Genomic DNA, 14,928 nt, shown 5'->3' on the forward strand with positions numbered 1-14,928 from the left:
GCCTCGCGCGATGTTTCCTCAAGTTCGCAACGGCGCCCGGTATTCGGCTGCGAGGGTCTCGTCGGGGGCAGAAGCGCCGCTGACGTGATTGAACAGCGGCGTGAGGACGATCGTCAGAACGAGGTTGAGGACCACGGCGTAGAGCGCCGAATAGCCGGGAAAAGTGAAGCTGCCCACCGCGAGAGCATAGGTCGGGGTAAGGTTTGCGGCGACAAACATCGCGGTCCCCGCGACGATTCCCGCAGCCCATCCGACGAGCAGCGCCCACTCGTTGAACCAGCGCGTGTAGACGCCGAGCATCACGGCAGGCAGTGTCTGGATGATCCAGATTCCGCCGAGCAGCTGCAGGTAGATCGCAAACTTCGATGGCACGAAGACGATGAAGGCCAGCGCGCCGAACTTGACGATCAGCGACACCCACTTTGCCATTTGCGCTTCCTGTCTGTCGGTGGGCGAGCCGTTGATGAATTCGCGGTGAATGTTGCGCGTGTACAGATTGGCGGCTGCGATCGACATGATCGCGGCAGGCACGAGCGCTCCAATGCCGACGGCGGCGAACGCCATGCCGACGAACCATGACGGGAAGCTGTGGAGGAACAGGGCCGGCACCGCAAAGTTGTTGCCGAACTGTTTGAAGCCGGCCGCATATTCGGGAAGCTCGGCGACGCCTGCGGCGATGGCGAAGAAGCCGACGAGCGCAAGCAGGCCAAGCATCAACGAATAGGCCGGCAGGAGTGCCGCGTTGCGCCTGACGGCGTGTCCGCTGCTGGCGCTCAGGATGCCCGTGATCGAATGGGGGTAAAGGAAGAGCGCAAGCGCCGATCCGAGCGCCAGCGTCGCGTAGGCTCCATATGCGCCGGTCGTGTTGGGGCCGGGGGTAGCCAGCAGGAGTTTCGAGGCCGGTACGGCTGCGAAGATCTTTTCGAAGCCGCCAAGCTGCACGGGAACGACGATGACGGCGGCGAACGCCGTGATGTAGATCAGGATGTCCTTGACGATGGCGATCGACGCGGGGGCCCGCAGACCGCTCGAATAGGTGAAGGCGGCGAGAATGATGAACGCGAAAAGCAGCGGCAGGTCGCCAGTATAACCTTCGCCGGAAACGCCCATCCCTCCGATCACGACCTGCAGTCCGACAAGCTGGAGCGCAATGTAGGGCAACGTTGCGACGATGCCGGTGACTGCCATCGCCAGTGCGAGCCAGCGATTGCCGAAGCGCCCGCGGACGAAGTCGGCGGCCGTGATGTAGTTGTGCCGGTGGCAGACGTACCAAAGCCGCGGAAACACCAGGAAGAGAATGGGGTAGATGACAATCGTATAGGGGACCGCGAAGAAGGCGACCGCGCCGGCCCCGAAGGCCAGCGCCGGAACGGCAATGAAGGTGTAGGCCGTGTAGAGGTCGCCGCCGATCAAGAACCAGGTGACGATCGTGCCGAAGCGACGTCCGCCAAGCCCCCATTCGTGCAACTGGTCGAGGTCGCCCCTGCGCCAATGCGCCGCTGCAAAGCCGAGCCACGTTATCAGCGCGAACAGCACCAGGAAGATGATCAAGGCAGTCCAGTTGACGTCCTGCACGGCGCTCCTCCCGATTGGCCCTCCTTGTTGTCGTCCCCTTGCGTGATTGCACCCGCGACCGGGCTAATCCTCCGTCGCGAAATAGACCATTGCGGTCAGGATGGCTCCAATGACGACCCAGAGAAGCTGGTACCAGTAGAAGAATGGGATGCCGATGAGCTCAGGCTCGGCCATGTTGTAGAACGGCGGCCAGAGAACGGCGATGAATTGAATGAGGAAGAGCAGGTACCACCAGCTCCATCCGGCGTGTTCCTGGTCCCGCCGGCCGGTGGCCGCTTCCTCGAGGCTGTATCTCGAACCGACGCCATTTGACATGGGATCTCCTTCACTGAGGTGCGCCAATGTCGGTGGATCCTGCGGAGGTAGCAGAGCTGATCTTGGCGGCGCCGGCGAAAGCCGGGGCGCATCACCTCCCGCGCAGCCTTCTGATGCGTTCCGCCGCGGCAACGCATCACGTGTTCCGTGGTTCCATTGGCAGTTTGGCTATGGCACCAGCGGGGGAGCCGGAATTCGGAAAAGTCCGACGAAGCCTTTTGGAGCGGGAATAGGACGTCGCTTGCCAGTCGCAGCTCGCGCGAATGGTTGAAGCTGACCGGCAATAGGGGCGGTCTCAAGGGGCGGTCGCAGCCCACATCACGCCGTCGTACCGTCGATCGAGCGGCGGATCACCCGCTGCACGTCGGCGTTCGACAGAAACAGATCGTGGTTGATGATGCCCCAGCCCGCGTCGGAGGCGTCGATCACACGCACGCCAAGCTGCTCGATGGCGGCCTTCTCGGCAGCGCCGACCCGCGTCATTCCGCCTGCGATTTGCCCCGACAGGGCCAGTGCGCGATCGTTGGTCGCGGCGATCACGGTGATCTTGCCGGCAAGCGGACCGATGCGGTGGATTGCCGACGAGAACACGTCCATGTCGATATCGGGCGCGGCAAACACCACCGCGCCGATCTTGCCTGTAACGGTGTCGCCATATCGCGCATAGAGCTGACGTAGGCTTTCGAGCGTCAGCATGGTTCCCATGCTGTGCGCAACGATGTGCACGCGGCCGCCGCCGGGAGCCGACACGACGGACGAGAGCACGCGCTCGAATTCGTCGCGGGACCACATCGCGCTGTCGCGGTCATAGGCATAGTCGAACAGTCCTGCCTTGGAAGGCCAGGAGAACAGCATGGTCCGGCCGCGGAACTTGATCCCGTCGGAGAGATGGGCGGCATCGAGCGCCGCCGTTTCGAATGTCTGCTTGAAGCCGTGCACATAGATCAGCACGTCTCCGCCCGCGCCGGCCTGAGCAAGGAGATCACCGACGTCGGACGACAACGGTTCGACCCGATCAAGGCGCCAATCGCCAAGTCCGACCGAGGCGAGAGAAAGCCGGCTCTCGTCCGGTGCCACCAGCTTCGCCCGCGCGACCGTCATTGTCGTCGCGCGCTCCGGCCCGAACCAGGGTTTCGTGCGACCGCCGTTCACGGGTTTGCGCGTGGTGGTGATCAGCAATGTGGGGTCAACGGAGAGCGACGATGCGTCGAAGCGCGCGCCGGTCGCGCCCAGGCCCGCGCATCCGCCAAGCGCGAGGGCGCTGCCTGCCGACACCAGCCCGCCCAGGAGCGCGCGGCGCGACAGAGGAGGATGATGAGAGTCGCGTTGCAGAAGACGTCGGACGATCACACGGAACCTTTGGGAACTTTGCCCACCGTAGCGCGGCCCCGCCTAGCTCCCTGAATGAGAATGGGGGCGAGAAAACGGCGGAGCTGCGCGCGATCCGGCGAGGTTCCGTAACCACGCATCGCCTCAATGATGATGGGCCGACACGCCCTTGACGCATTGGGTCAACAGATCGGCGGTGGCGGATTGGCCGACGTCACCCATGCTGATCATGCCGACCATCCGCTTGTTCCTGTTGATCACGGGCAGCCTCCGGATCTTCAGCGTCTCCATGTGATGCACGGCCTTCGCCAGATCGTCGTCTTCGCGGCAGCAATGGATGCCTTCGGTCATCACGTCCCGCGCGGTCATCCGCGCGGCGTTGAAGTCCTTGCTCGCAAGGCCTTTGCAGACGATATCGCGATCCGTCACCATCCCGATCAAATGGTCGTTTTCACCGATCGGAATGCAGCCGATGTCGTGCCCTTGCATCAACTTCGCAATCTCGGTGATCGGGGTGTCGGGGCTGACCCAATCGACGCCCTTGTGCATCACGTCCCTGACCTTCATGGAGGACCTCCGTTGTGAACGAGCCCCCGTGACGTGACTATACAACGAACCGGGCGCGACCGCACGCGCGCCGGCGGCGAGAGTGTACCGGTGGATCATCTCACAGTCGTGCCGCGTCAGTCGTGCGCGCTGAAACGTCCATGCGGCGCATTGGCCGTCAGGCGCGCGAACTGCGCGTGGGTCAGCTGCAGCAGCGTCTCGTGATCGCCGGCTTCGATATAGACCTCGGGCTGGGCCTGGATGGTATCATCGACGATCAGATCGAGTCCGTAGCACCTTCCGACGGCCGGCACGGCTCCGTGCGCGCAGTCGGCGAAGATCCGATTGATCTCGGTTTCGTTGGCCATCGCGAGATCCTCGCCAAGCCTCTCTTTCAGGTCCGGCAGGTTGAGATGGTGCGATGCCGGCACGATGGCGAGCATATAGCCGCCGTCATGCCGCAACACGACGGCCTTGGCGAGACGATCGCCCGAGACGTGGCAGGCCTGCGCCGTGCGCGTGGACGACATGGTGAGATCGTGCGGGATCTCCGCATATTGGATTTTCTCGGCGGTAAGATATCGGTGCAGTGTCGGAGCAATGGACATGGCGTGCCCTCCGATGGGTATGCAGCCATCCACCGTGAGGCTCTCCCGCCGCACGATAGGCGGCCGCGTGATTGTCGAATCTCAACATAGGCGCGCCTGTCGACCGCCGCAATTCGTCATTGCGCCGGGACGCGATTAGATGCCAGCCGCTGCGCAGTTAGAGCATGATCCGGAAAAGTGTTAAGCGGTTTTCCGAAAAAGATCGTGCTCAAACAATAGCCTAAGGCGCGATGACGATTCATCCTAATCTCATCGCGCTTTAGACAGTATTGCCGACCTATCCGGGAGCCGCGCGGTCTGCGTCGCCTCCCTAATCAACCCATTCCGGCTGCGGAGGGCCGTGTGCCATGTGCACGCCGATCGAGCCAATACGTCGTGACTGCAAGAACGACCCAGCAGAGATTATAGGCAACGCCGCAGCAGATCACGGCCCAGCCCGGGATCGGGCCGATCGCGGCGCGATCGACGAACTCCTCAAGGTGGGCCGCCATTTGCGGATGAATCGCGAGTTTGCCGATATAGGCGGATGTCTGGATCACGATGATCCAGATGTAGGTGCGGCGAATACGACGCCCGGCGGCGCGAACGAAGCTGATGTGATGACGTGGATGCAGGTAATCTTCCGCGAGGATGTTCCGCCAACCGGCGTCGTCATCTCCGCGTTTGCCGCTCAAGATCGGAACGTACCAATTGGTTTCGAGGAAGCGCGCCCGCGCGCGCCAAACGTTGAAATAGCGATAACGGCGCGCCTCGAGTCCGAGAAAGACCGCGAGCAGCATGCCTATCAGAATGAGCGGCAGCGCCGATGCCTCTCGGGACGAGAACGTCGACGACAGGGCGATGCCCAAGGTCACGATCGACCAGTTTGTCGTGTTGTCGAGGCGTGTTCGCCAGATGGTGCTGCGATAGATCTCGCCGCGATAGAGGTGGGCGATCGCCCCCAATTCGGCCGCGTTCAGCTCTTGGATTTCACGTGTGTCTTCTGCAGGCCTGAGCATGGCGCGAACCACCCAAGACCGGTGAAAATGTTCAGGTCGTGCTTTCAGCAGCGACCCAATGATACTACCACAATTCCGCTTTGTTTGGACAACTGCTGGGATCGATGGCAGGTGAGGCGTGCGCCCTACGCAGCGCCAGCCGCAGCCACGATCCACCTTCGGAACGCGCGCATTGCATCCGTCTCCGCTTTCGACTTCAACGACGTCAGCCAGTAGTCGCCCATTGCAACCGTAATGCCGAAGGGCTGCACCAGGCGTCCCGCCGACAATTCTCGCTGGAACATTGCAACCGGCAGCAGCGCGATGCCCGCGCCCTGCGCGGCCGCTTCCGCCATGGTGATCGACGAGTCGAACATCGCCCCCTTGATCGGCGGACAGGCGATGTCGGCGGCGGCGAACCAGCGCGGCCATTCGTCGGCGCGGTAGGAGCGCAGCAGCGCCTGTTCGGCGAGATCACGTGGACCGTTGAGATGCGTGGCGATCTGTGGCGCACACACCGGCGACAGCGGTGCTGCAAGCAGGTGAGTAGCGTCGGTGCTGCGCCACGAGCCGTCGCCATAGCGCACCGCGAAGTCGAGACCTTCGCCGGCGAGATCGACGCGGTTGTTGTTGGTCTGGATGCGCACGTCGACGAACGGGTGCAGCGCCGCAAAATCCGGCAGCCGCGACAGCAGCCAGCCGGTCGCGAACGTGCCGACGATTCCGACGCTGACGATGCCGCGGAAATGGCCGCGCTCGAATTGCTCGAGCGTCATGCGCATGCGGCCGAACGATTCGGCGATCGAAGGCAGCAGCGCCTGTCCCTCGTCGGTCAGTGCGAGCCCGCGCGGCAGGCGGCGAAACAGCGTGACGCCCAGCCGCTCTTCGAGCCCCTTCACCTGGTGGCTGACCGCGGCCTGGCTGACGCGCAATTCCATGCCCGCTCTGGTGAAACTGAGATGCCGCGCCGAGGCCTCGAAGGCGCGCAGCGCGTTGAGCGGCAAATGGGACTTCGGCATGTCTGACCCCAATTTTTCTAGGGGCAATCCTTACAAATGATCGTTTGTCGTGACCAGACCCCTCTAATTATTAGGAGCTCCGGCCTGGTGCGCCGAAACGAGTCGCCTCCCGCCGCAACAAAAGGAGCTCCCCAATGAAGCTTGCAACGCTCTCGCCCCTGACGCGCCGCGCGGCGATCCGCCTGTCGATCAGCGCCGTGGCCCTGATGGCGTGCGGGCGGCGCCTGAGGGCAGGCACGACCGAACGCAATGACCTCGACGGCGTCTTCCGGGACAACAATGTCACGGGAACTTTCGTGCTCTACGACGTCGCTGGCGATCACCTGACCCTCGTCAATCCGGCGCGGGCGCAAACGCGTTTCGTTCCGGCCTCGACCTTCAAGATCGCCAATACCATCATTGCGCTCGAGACCGGCGTCGTGAAGGACGAGAACGAGATCATCCCCTATGGCGGCAAGCCGCAGCCGTTCAAGCAGTGGGAGAAGGACATGTCGATGCGCGAGGCGATCGCGCTATCCGCCGTCCCGATCTATCAGGAGATTGCCCGCCGCGTGGGTCTTGCGCGTTATCACGACTGGCTGGCGCGTCTCGACTACGGTAACCGCAAGACCGGCGAGAGCGTCGACACCTTCTGGCTCGATGGTCCCCTGGAAACCAGCGCGGTCGAGCAGGCCCGCTTCGTTGCCCGCCTCGCACGGCAGAAGCTGGATGCCTCGGTACGCGCGCAATCGATCACCCGCGAAATCATCCGGCTTGAAAGCAAGGACGGCAAGTCTCTCTACGGCAAGACCGGCTGGCGCTTCTCCAGCACGCCGAATCTCGGCTGGTGGACCGGCTGGGTCGAACGCGACGGAAAGATTTTGGCGTTCTCGCTGAACATCGACATGCCAGGGGCGGCTACCGATGCGCCGAAACGCGTTGCGATCGGAAAGGCGATGCTGTCCCAGCTCGGCGTGCTCTGAGCCTTGCGCGATCGTGTGGTGGAGACCAGCGATCGATGCCGGACACCGCTGTCGCCGATTGGCGCGAGCACTTCGCCCGCGCGGACAGGCTTGCCGGCGCTGATCTCTCGGGCGAGCGCGCGATGTTCATGCGAAATGGCTCTGGGGTGCGTCGGGACCAGCGACGTGGCTCTACTGTGTCACAAGACCTCCACGGTGAGGAGCGCGAAGCGCGTCTCCGGACGATGCTTCGCATCGCCGGGGAACCATGAAGGCCCGGCTCTCGCCTGCTGCCATCCTTCGAGACGCCCGCTTTCAGCGGGCTCCTCGGGATGAGGGTCAGAATGCTTGTGACGCAGCTAGGCGGGCAAGCCGCCGGTCGTGCGCCGTCGAGCCGGCAGGCGCGTGGCGTCGTGTCGTAACATCGCTCCGGAAGGGGCCGACCCATCCCAAGCACCGCGATCATGGCATTATGCCCCTGATTTGCCCGACGTGTCAAACGATTTCGTAAAATCCGTAGCGCATTGGGTTGGCGGTCACCGGCTCCTTTGCATGGGGTTGTCTTCGATATTTTTGTCGGAGGCTCGGGAACGCGTCAGGCCGAACCTGATCGCATCTCGCTTTTGCATCAGGCCTTGGCAGGACAAACTCCCAAAGCCTTTGCGGCTACCAAGACCACCGCGATCCAATCAGCGAATTATTGAACATCGACAGCAATGACGGTGCGTGGTGCGCGGGCGCGTTACGCGACATGCTATCACACGTTGCTGCTGCTCCAGCGCCGCGCCACGCGCGCCGCGATTTAGAAGGCCTCGACCTTAGAGCAATTCAAGTCGCGCGGAATGTGCGCCCGCTGCTAGAGGCGCGTGCGCGAATGCAATTCTCCGACCTGGAAGTGACTTGAAAGTGCGTGCCCATGCTGATGGCCAGCGCGTCCGCGGCCATCGAAACCCCGCCGGCGGGAGCCGTGCGCGTAGTCTCATCGGAGCAGCCGTCCTGCTCGCTGATTATTCCTCCGCCACAGGGACCGCAGGGGCGCAGTCCGCGCTGCCGCCGGTGACGGTGGAGGCGCCGAACACGCGGCCGAAGCAGACGAGTGCGGCTGCGACATCCGCGCGCCGCACGCAGGCTACCGCGCGGCAACGCGATCGCAATCCAAAGCCGACGGAGGCCTCGCCGTCGGAGCGCGCGGCCGCAGCCGCGGCAGTCCTGAACGAGGCCAAGCTCGGCTATCGCGCGATGCCGAGCTCAAGCACGCTGCGCACGCCTGCCTCGCCGCTCGATACGTCGCAGTCCGTCAACGTGGTGCCCGAGCAGGTCTTGAAGGACCAGTTGCCACGCAATCTCGACGACGCGCTCGCCAACGTCTCCGGCATCACGCAAACCAACACGCTCGCCGGCACCCAGGACGCCATCATCCGCCGCGGCTTTGGCGACAATCGCGACGGCTCAGTCATGCGCAACGGCATGCCGTTGGTGCAGGGCCGCAGCCTCAATGCCGCGGTGGAAAGCGTCGAGGTGCTGAAGGGGCCGGCCTCGCTGATCTACGGCATCATGGACCCTGGCGGCATCGTCAACACCATCAGCAAGCGGCCCGAGCTCTATCAGCACGGCTCCATCACCCTGCTCGGCTCAACCTATGGCTGGCGCAGCGGCGGCGATGCACTGTTCGACATCACGGGTCCCATCGGCAAGGATGGACTTGCCTACCGCTTCATCGCCTACGGCCTCGGCGAGGATTATTGGCGCAATTTCGGCACGCACAAGGAAACGCTGATCGCACCGTCGCTCGCCTGGTACGGCAAGGACACCACGATTCAGCTCAACTACGAGCACCGCGACTTCCTCTATCCCTTCGACCGCGGCACGGCGATCGATTCCCGCACCATGAAGCCGCTGGCGATCCCGGCGACGCGCCGGCTGGACGAGCCCTACAACAACATGTGGGGCACGTCCGATCTGGTGCAGGCGTCCGTCGAGCACCGCTTCAATCAGGATTGGAAGCTCTACGCGGGCTACAGCTACAACACCGAATCCTACGGCGCCTATCAGCTCCGCATCACCGCGGTGAACCCGGTCACGGGAATCGAGGCGCGCAGCAATGACGGCACGCTGGGCGCGCTCAGCAACGTCAGCTACGGCACGTCCTATCTGCAGGGTGCGTTCTGGTTAGGGGAGATGCGCAACGAGGTGCTGTTCGGCGGCGACGCGCAATATCGCACGATCTACCGCCAGGATCTGCTGCGGAAGACCCTTCCGAACGTGTTCAACGTTTATAACCCCATCTACGGCCTGGTCGGGCCCGGTACCACGGTGTCGCCAACCGACAGCGACCAGACCGACAAGCTCGGCGAGCGCGCGCTGTTTTTCCAGGACACGCTGCATCTCACCGACCGCTTCGCCTTGGTCGGCGGCGTGCGCTGGATGGAATACGAGCAGCTCGCAGGCAAGGCGCGGCCGTTCGTGACCAACACGAATCTTAGTGGCGACAAGGCGCTGCCCCTCGGCGGCGCGATCCTCAAGCTCACCGATCAGGTCTCGCTCTATGCAAGCTACACGGAGTCGCTGAAGCCGACCTCGACGATTGCGCCGCTCACCGGCGGTGTGGTCGTCGGATCGAACATCGCACCCGAGCAAGGCACCCAGTATGAGACCGGCGTCAAGTTCGATCTCAACCGGCAACTTTCGGGCACCGTGGCGGTGTACGACATTGACAAGAGGAACGTGCTCGTCTCGCAGCTCAATAGCACCACGCGCGTCACGGAATATCGCGCCGCCGGAAAGGTCCGCTCGCTCGGCGTCGAGGTCGACGTCACGGGGCGGCTGACCGACCACTGGAGCATGATCGGAAGCTACGGCTATACCGACGCGCGCGTGACCGACGACCCGACGTACTACGGCAAGCAATTGCAGAACGTCGCGCTCAACACCGCTTCGCTCTACCTCGTCTACGACTTCGGCGCCACGCTGCCGGGCCGGCTTCGCCTCGGCGGCGGTGCGCGCTATGTCGGCGATCGGCCCGGCGATTCCGCGAACACCTTCGTGCTGCCGTCCTACGTCGTCGCGGACGTATTTGCGACCTATGAGACGCGCTACGAAAGGCTGCCGGTGGTCTACCAGCTCAACGTCAAGAACCTGTTCGACACTGTCTACTATCCCTCCGCCCAGAACAATCTGGGCGTCGCGATCGGCGATGCGCGGCGCATCTCGTTGTCGGCAACCGTGAAGTTCTAAGCAATGGGCGCGCGGAGGATCAAGGCTCTCCTGCTCGAGGTCCACTCCGTCCTGGGCCTCGTGATCGCGCTCGTGCTGGCGGTGATCGGAATCACCGGCGCGATTATGACCTTTGAGGATGAGACTCTCGATCATCTCAACGCTGATATCATGCATGTCGCGCCGCGCGCTTTGCCGATGCTGACGCCGGATCAACTCGTCGTGCGGCTGAAAGCCACGCAGGACGTCGGCAAGGTCTCGGGCCTCATGATGACCCGCGATGCGTCCGCGGCCGTTCACGTTCGCTTCGCCCGCGATGGGCAGAGCGCGCGGCCGTCCTCGCTCTATGTCGATCCCTATGACGCGCGCGTGCTCGGGACGCCCCGGGGCGAGGAGTTCTTCGCAACCGTCCGAAGGCTGCATCGCTGGCTGCTGTTGCCCGGCGATGGCAACGGCTATGGCCGCCAGATCACCGGCATCGCGGCGCTCGGCCTGATCGCGCTGCTGGTCTCCGGCCTCGTGCTGCGCTGGCCGCAGCGTGCCGGCAGCGTGAAGATGTGGCTCAAGCCCAATGTGGCGTTGCGCGGCCGCGGTCTGCACCGGTCGCTGCACGCGGTCATCGGCACCTGGGTCCTGCCGATCTATCTGGCGATGACGCTGACCGGGCTCTGGTATTCGTTCGACTGGTACAAGGAGTGCGTCGTCTGGTTGTTGTCGCGCCCATCGACAGCTGCCGCGCGGATGCCACCGAAGTCACCGCACGCTCCAGCGAGCGAGTCCGCAGAGACGCCGGGATTCGACCGCGCGTGGTCCACATTCCTGCGCGAGCAGAGCAGCCCGTTCGCAAGGGCGCAACTGACGTTGCCAGGCGCCAACGGCACCGTCATGCGCGTCCGATCATGGCCGCAGGAATCGACGCTCGAAGGCGCGCGCGACGAATTCCGCATCGATGCCGTCACCGGCCGGCTCGTCTCGGCGGATAGCTCCGCGAACAGGACGCTCGGCGAGCGAGCCATCGCCGGCGTCCTCGACATTCATCGCGGCGCGATTCTGGGGTGGCCCGGCAAGCTCGCTTTCATGCTGGCTGCCGGCCTGATGCCGCTATTCGCGGTCACCGGCGTGCTGCTTTATCTGTCGCGGCGCAGGCACCGGCGTGCCGGTGGCGCCGGCGAGAGCATTGCTATGTCACGTTCAATGCCCGCGCGTAGGTCAGGCCCGAACTGGTGATGTGTTTCGTGAGCAGCTTCTCGAAGACGGCGAGTTCGCCATTCGCAAACAATCGGAGCAGCGCGCGATGTTCGTCGAACGACGCTGGAGTGATGACGTCGATTGGCGAGCTAAGATTGGTGCGCAGCGCCGCGACGCGGCCTGAGACGAGTTGATAGGATTCGACGAGATAGCGATTGCCGCAGTTGGCGAACCACGCCTCATGCATCGCAGTATCCCCGCGCCCATAGGCGACGTTATCCTTCGCGGCGACCGCCTGCTCCATCGCCGCAATGGCCTGCTCCATTGCCGCAACTGCGCCGGCGCGATCGCATGCGAAGGCAAGCTCGGCGGCCTTCGGTTCGATGACGATGCGGAATGCGCAGAGCGCCTTGATGTCCTCCGCACTGGGAGTGAAGACGAAGCTGCCGACCTGCGGCCGGATCACGACGAGGCCCTGCGCCTGCAATTGGCCCATGGCCTCGCGCACCGGGGTGCGGCTGACGCCGAAGGACTGCGCGACCATCTCCTCGGAAATGGCCGCGCCGAGCGCGAACTCGCCGTCGATGATGCCCTGGCGCAGGCGCAGCATCACGCGCTGCGCCAGCGATTTCGGCGTATCGAGCTTCAACGATCTCATCGGTCCTCAGATGACCTTGCCGGGATTGAGCAGATGATCGGGATCGAGCGCGGCCTTCAGCGTGCGCATCAGCGCGATCTCGGCATCGCTGCGGGCATGCCCGAGCCATTGCTTCTTGAGCGTGCCGATGCCGTGCTCGGCGGAGACGCTGCCGCCCATCTCGCGCACGAGGCCGTAGATGATCGCGTCCATCGCCTCCTTCGGCTGGCGCTCGATCGGCAACCCCGTCACCCAGGACACCAGGTGCAGATTGCCGTCGCCGATATGGCCGTAATAGACGCTTTCGCAGCCCTTGATGCCGTCCGCGAGCGCGGCCTTGCAGCGCGCGGCGAACTCGTCCATCCGTGCGACCGCCAGGCCGATGTCATAGGAGATGTGCGGCCCGAGCACCTGGGCGAATTCGGCGCAGATGTCGCGCACTGCCCAGAATTTTTGCGTCTGCGCCAGCGATTGCGCGACGGCAGCGTCCGCGAGCAGCCCACGCTCCATCAGCTCTTCGAGCCAGGCCTGGAAGCGCGGCGCATCGATGCTTTCGTCCGTGCCCTGCGCCTCCACCAGCACATAGAGCCCGTGACCGGCAGCGATTGGCGGCTTGACGCCCGCGCGCGCCGTGATCACCTCCCAATAATCCGGCCACATCACCTCGAAGGCCGACAGCAGCGGGCCGAGGCCGGAGCGCGCGGCATCGAGCAGCGCGACCACGGCGGCATAATCCTTCAGCGCGCACAGTGCGGCCATGGTCGAGCGCGGCTTTGGAAACAGCCGCAGTACCACGCGCGTGATGATGCCGAGCGTGCCTTCCGAGCCGATGAAGAGATGCTTCAGGTCGTACCCGGCATTGTTCTTCATCAGCTTGTTGAGGTTGGTGATGACAGTGCCGTCCGGCAGCACCACTTCCAGTCCGAGCACCAGCTCACGCGTCATGCCGTAGCGGATCACGCGGTTGCCGCCGGCATTGGTGGAGAGATTGCCGCCGATTGCACAGGAACCGCGCGATCCGAGATCGAGCGGGAAGAAGAAGCCGGCCTCATCGGCCGCCCTCTGGATCGTCTCCAGCGGGGTGCCGGCCTTCACCGTCATGGTCGCGGAGGCGCGATCGATCTCCTCGATGCCGGTCATGCGCTCCAGCGAGATCGCGACCCAGCCGGGCTCCGGCGCGGCGCCGCGGCAGAGGCCGGTCAACCCGCCCTGCGGCACGAACGGCAGGCTTGCCTTGCGGCAGGTCGCAATCGCCGCGGCAACGCCGGCCGCATCCAGCGGGCGGATCACCGCGAGCGGCGTTTGCGGCAGGCTCGCGCTCCAGTCGTTGCAATTGCGTGCGGGCACTTCGTTCCCGATCAGCACGGCTTGCGGGCCAAGCCGGTCGCGCAGATCGCGCAGCATGTCCTCGGGGCGTTCGAGCAGCGTCGTCATGGCGGAGCCTCTGTGACCGGGTGTTGCGGGCCGGGGACCGGCGCCCATGCATTTTTGGCGGCGCGATCCGCTTCACGATGGAATTGCGGCCTTGTTGTATGTAAGGTACAAGAAGCAAAAGGGAACGCCAAGCAAGTTTCGCACTTTTCCAAAAGAGCGAGCCCGATCAAAGTCTTAACAACGCGAATTTTCGCAGAGGACATGCCATGACGGACGCAATTCGCGGGTTCTGGGTCGCCACGCCAACACCGTTGACAGCGGAGGGAGGCGTTGACCCCGCCCGGTTGGCGGACCACGCGCTTCGACTCTTCGAGAAGGGCGTCAACGGCGTCGTGGTGTTCGGCACCACCGGTGAAGGCACCTCCTTCAATGCTGCAGAGCGGATCGCGACCGTGGAGGCCCTGCTCAAGGCCGGCGTCGCCGCCGACCGCATCGGCATTGGCGGCGGCTTTCCCGCGATCAGCGACAGCATCGCCTTGACGCGTTCGGTGCTGAACCTCGGCCTCCGCCACGTCCTGGTACTGCCGCCCTATTTCGATCGCAGCATCAGCGCGGAAGGAATCGAGGACGCCTACGGCGCGATCTTCGATGGCGTCGCCGACGATCGCCTGCGCGCTTATCTCTACCACATCCCGCAAGTCTCCGGCGTCGCCGTGCCGACGCAGGTCGCGGCGAATTTGCGCAAGCGCTACGGTAAGCTCGTTGCGGGCCTCAAGGACTCCAGCGGCGACTTCAAGCAGTTCCAGGCATTTCGTGCAGCGGCGCCCGAGCTCGCCATCACCGTCGGCAATGAAGCCGACATCACCCGCGCCATCGCAGCGGGCGGCGCCGGCACCATCTGCGGCATGGCCAACATCGTACCCGAGCTCGTCAAGGGCATGGTCGAAGGCAAGGACGTGGGCGCGCGTATGCAGGCGGCGATCGATATCGTCGTCAAGACGCCGTCGCTGGTCGCGACGTTGAAAGCCATCCTCTCCGCACAGACTGCCGATCCCGGCTGGCTGCGCGTGCGTCCGCCGCTTCGTGGCCTCTCCGACGGCAAGGCGCTGAAGGCGAAGATCGACGCGCTGGTGAGTCCCGCAATCGCGTGACGCCCGCGAACTTTTCTTGCGCTCGTGACGACCGATGACCATTCGCGGAGTCACG

General features: G+C 64.1%; 13 protein-coding genes. 4 read left to right on the plus strand and 9 right to left on the minus strand.

The annotated features are described in order from the left end of the window. Positions 1-18: 18 nt before the first annotated feature. The 7 genes from QA640_RS03745 to QA640_RS03775 all read right to left on the minus strand — a co-directional run bounded on the left by QA640_RS03745 (position 19) and on the right by QA640_RS03775 (position 6,369). Positions 19-1,575 carry a sodium:solute symporter gene (locus tag QA640_RS03745; protein ID WP_283039424.1) on the minus strand — a complete coding sequence of 519 codons (1,557 nt, stop codon included), beginning with the start codon at positions 1,573-1,575 and terminating at the stop codon, positions 19-21. A 63-nt stretch (positions 1,576-1,638) separates the two neighbouring features. Continuing rightward, on the minus strand, positions 1,639-1,890 hold the full coding sequence (locus QA640_RS03750) for a DUF3311 domain-containing protein (protein ID WP_283039425.1): 252 nt from the start codon (positions 1,888-1,890) through the stop codon (positions 1,639-1,641). Positions 1,891-2,208: 318 nt separating this feature from the next. Continuing rightward, entirely contained in the window at positions 2,209-3,165 is a 957-nt protein-coding gene (locus QA640_RS03755; protein ID WP_283039426.1) for an alpha/beta fold hydrolase, read from the minus strand. 198 nt (positions 3,166-3,363) lie between these two features. Further along, positions 3,364-3,786: a CBS domain-containing protein gene (locus QA640_RS03760; RefSeq protein ID WP_283039427.1), complete on the minus strand. Its 423-nt coding sequence runs from the start codon at positions 3,784-3,786 to the stop codon at positions 3,364-3,366. 116 nt (positions 3,787-3,902) lie between these two features. Then, a complete protein-coding gene (locus QA640_RS03765) occupies positions 3,903-4,373 on the minus strand; it encodes a YbaK/EbsC family protein (protein WP_283039428.1) in 471 nt (156 codons plus the stop codon). Positions 4,374-4,687: 314 nt separating this feature from the next. After that, positions 4,688-5,527 carry a DUF2270 domain-containing protein gene (locus QA640_RS03770; RefSeq protein ID WP_283039429.1) on the minus strand — a complete coding sequence of 280 codons (840 nt, stop codon included), beginning with the start codon at positions 5,525-5,527 and terminating at the stop codon, positions 4,688-4,690. Beyond that, positions 5,497-6,369 (minus strand): LysR family transcriptional regulator, encoded by an 873-nt coding sequence (locus tag QA640_RS03775; RefSeq protein ID WP_283039430.1) that lies wholly within the window; start codon positions 6,367-6,369, stop codon positions 5,497-5,499. Before QA640_RS03775 ends, QA640_RS03770 begins: the two co-directional genes overlap by 31 nt. 134 nt (positions 6,370-6,503) lie before the next feature. Here QA640_RS03775 and blaOXA point away from each other — a divergent pair, with 134 nt between their 5' ends. From blaOXA to QA640_RS03790, 3 genes are all read left to right on the plus strand, one after another. Continuing rightward, positions 6,504-7,331, plus strand: a complete 828-nt coding sequence (gene blaOXA, locus QA640_RS03780) for a class D beta-lactamase (RefSeq protein ID WP_283039431.1) — start codon at positions 6,504-6,506, stop codon at positions 7,329-7,331. Between the two features lie 879 nt (positions 7,332-8,210). After that, positions 8,211-10,544, plus strand: a complete 2,334-nt coding sequence (locus tag QA640_RS03785) for a TonB-dependent siderophore receptor (protein WP_283039432.1) — start codon at positions 8,211-8,213, stop codon at positions 10,542-10,544. A gap of 3 nt (positions 10,545-10,547) precedes the next feature. Beyond that, positions 10,548-11,750 carry a PepSY-associated TM helix domain-containing protein gene (locus tag QA640_RS03790; protein ID WP_283039433.1) on the plus strand — a complete coding sequence of 401 codons (1,203 nt, stop codon included), beginning with the start codon at positions 10,548-10,550 and terminating at the stop codon, positions 11,748-11,750. On the opposite strand, the gene QA640_RS03795 is transcribed toward QA640_RS03790, so the two are convergent. Continuing rightward, the gene (locus tag QA640_RS03795; RefSeq protein WP_283039434.1) at positions 11,704-12,369 is read right to left on the minus strand and encodes a GntR family transcriptional regulator; all 666 of its coding nucleotides are present in this window, start codon (positions 12,367-12,369) and stop codon (positions 11,704-11,706) included. The two genes, QA640_RS03790 and QA640_RS03795, sit on opposite strands and share 47 nt — an antisense overlap. A gap of 6 nt (positions 12,370-12,375) precedes the next feature. Further along, on the minus strand, positions 12,376-13,782 hold the full coding sequence (locus QA640_RS03800) for an FAD-binding oxidoreductase (RefSeq protein WP_283039435.1): 1,407 nt from the start codon (positions 13,780-13,782) through the stop codon (positions 12,376-12,378). Positions 13,783-13,988: 206 nt separating this feature from the next. On the opposite strand from QA640_RS03800, the gene QA640_RS03805 reads away from it, so the two are divergent. Beyond that, positions 13,989-14,873 (plus strand): dihydrodipicolinate synthase family protein, encoded by an 885-nt coding sequence (locus tag QA640_RS03805; RefSeq protein WP_283039436.1) that lies wholly within the window; start codon positions 13,989-13,991, stop codon positions 14,871-14,873. Positions 14,874-14,928 lie beyond the last annotated feature (55 nt).

Origin of the sequence: Bradyrhizobium sp. CB82 (genome assembly GCF_029714405.1) — a bacterium.
Taxonomy (GTDB): Bacteria; Pseudomonadota; Alphaproteobacteria; order Rhizobiales; family Xanthobacteraceae; genus Bradyrhizobium.

Excerpts from the sequence above, each read along its gene's own strand:
- QA640_RS03775 (WP_283039430.1), bottom strand. The coding sequence starts at position 6,369 with ATGCCGAAGTCCCATTTGCCGCTCAACGCGCTGCGCGCCTTCGAGGCC.
- QA640_RS03790 (WP_283039433.1), top strand. The coding sequence starts at position 10,548 with ATGGGCGCGCGGAGGATCAAGGCTCTCCTGCTCGAGGTCCACTCCGTC.
- QA640_RS03795 (WP_283039434.1), bottom strand. The coding sequence starts at position 12,369 with ATGAGATCGTTGAAGCTCGATACGCCGAAATCGCTGGCGCAGCGCGTG.
- blaOXA (WP_283039431.1), top strand. The coding sequence starts at position 6,504 with ATGAAGCTTGCAACGCTCTCGCCCCTGACGCGCCGCGCGGCGATCCGC.
- QA640_RS03765 (WP_283039428.1), bottom strand. The coding sequence starts at position 4,373 with ATGTCCATTGCTCCGACACTGCACCGATATCTTACCGCCGAGAAAATC.
- QA640_RS03800 (WP_283039435.1), bottom strand. The coding sequence starts at position 13,782 with ATGACGACGCTGCTCGAACGCCCCGAGGACATGCTGCGCGATCTGCGC.
- QA640_RS03805 (WP_283039436.1), top strand. The coding sequence starts at position 13,989 with ATGACGGACGCAATTCGCGGGTTCTGGGTCGCCACGCCAACACCGTTG.
- QA640_RS03760 (WP_283039427.1), bottom strand. The coding sequence starts at position 3,786 with ATGAAGGTCAGGGACGTGATGCACAAGGGCGTCGATTGGGTCAGCCCC.
- QA640_RS03750 (WP_283039425.1), bottom strand. The coding sequence starts at position 1,890 with ATGTCAAATGGCGTCGGTTCGAGATACAGCCTCGAGGAAGCGGCCACC.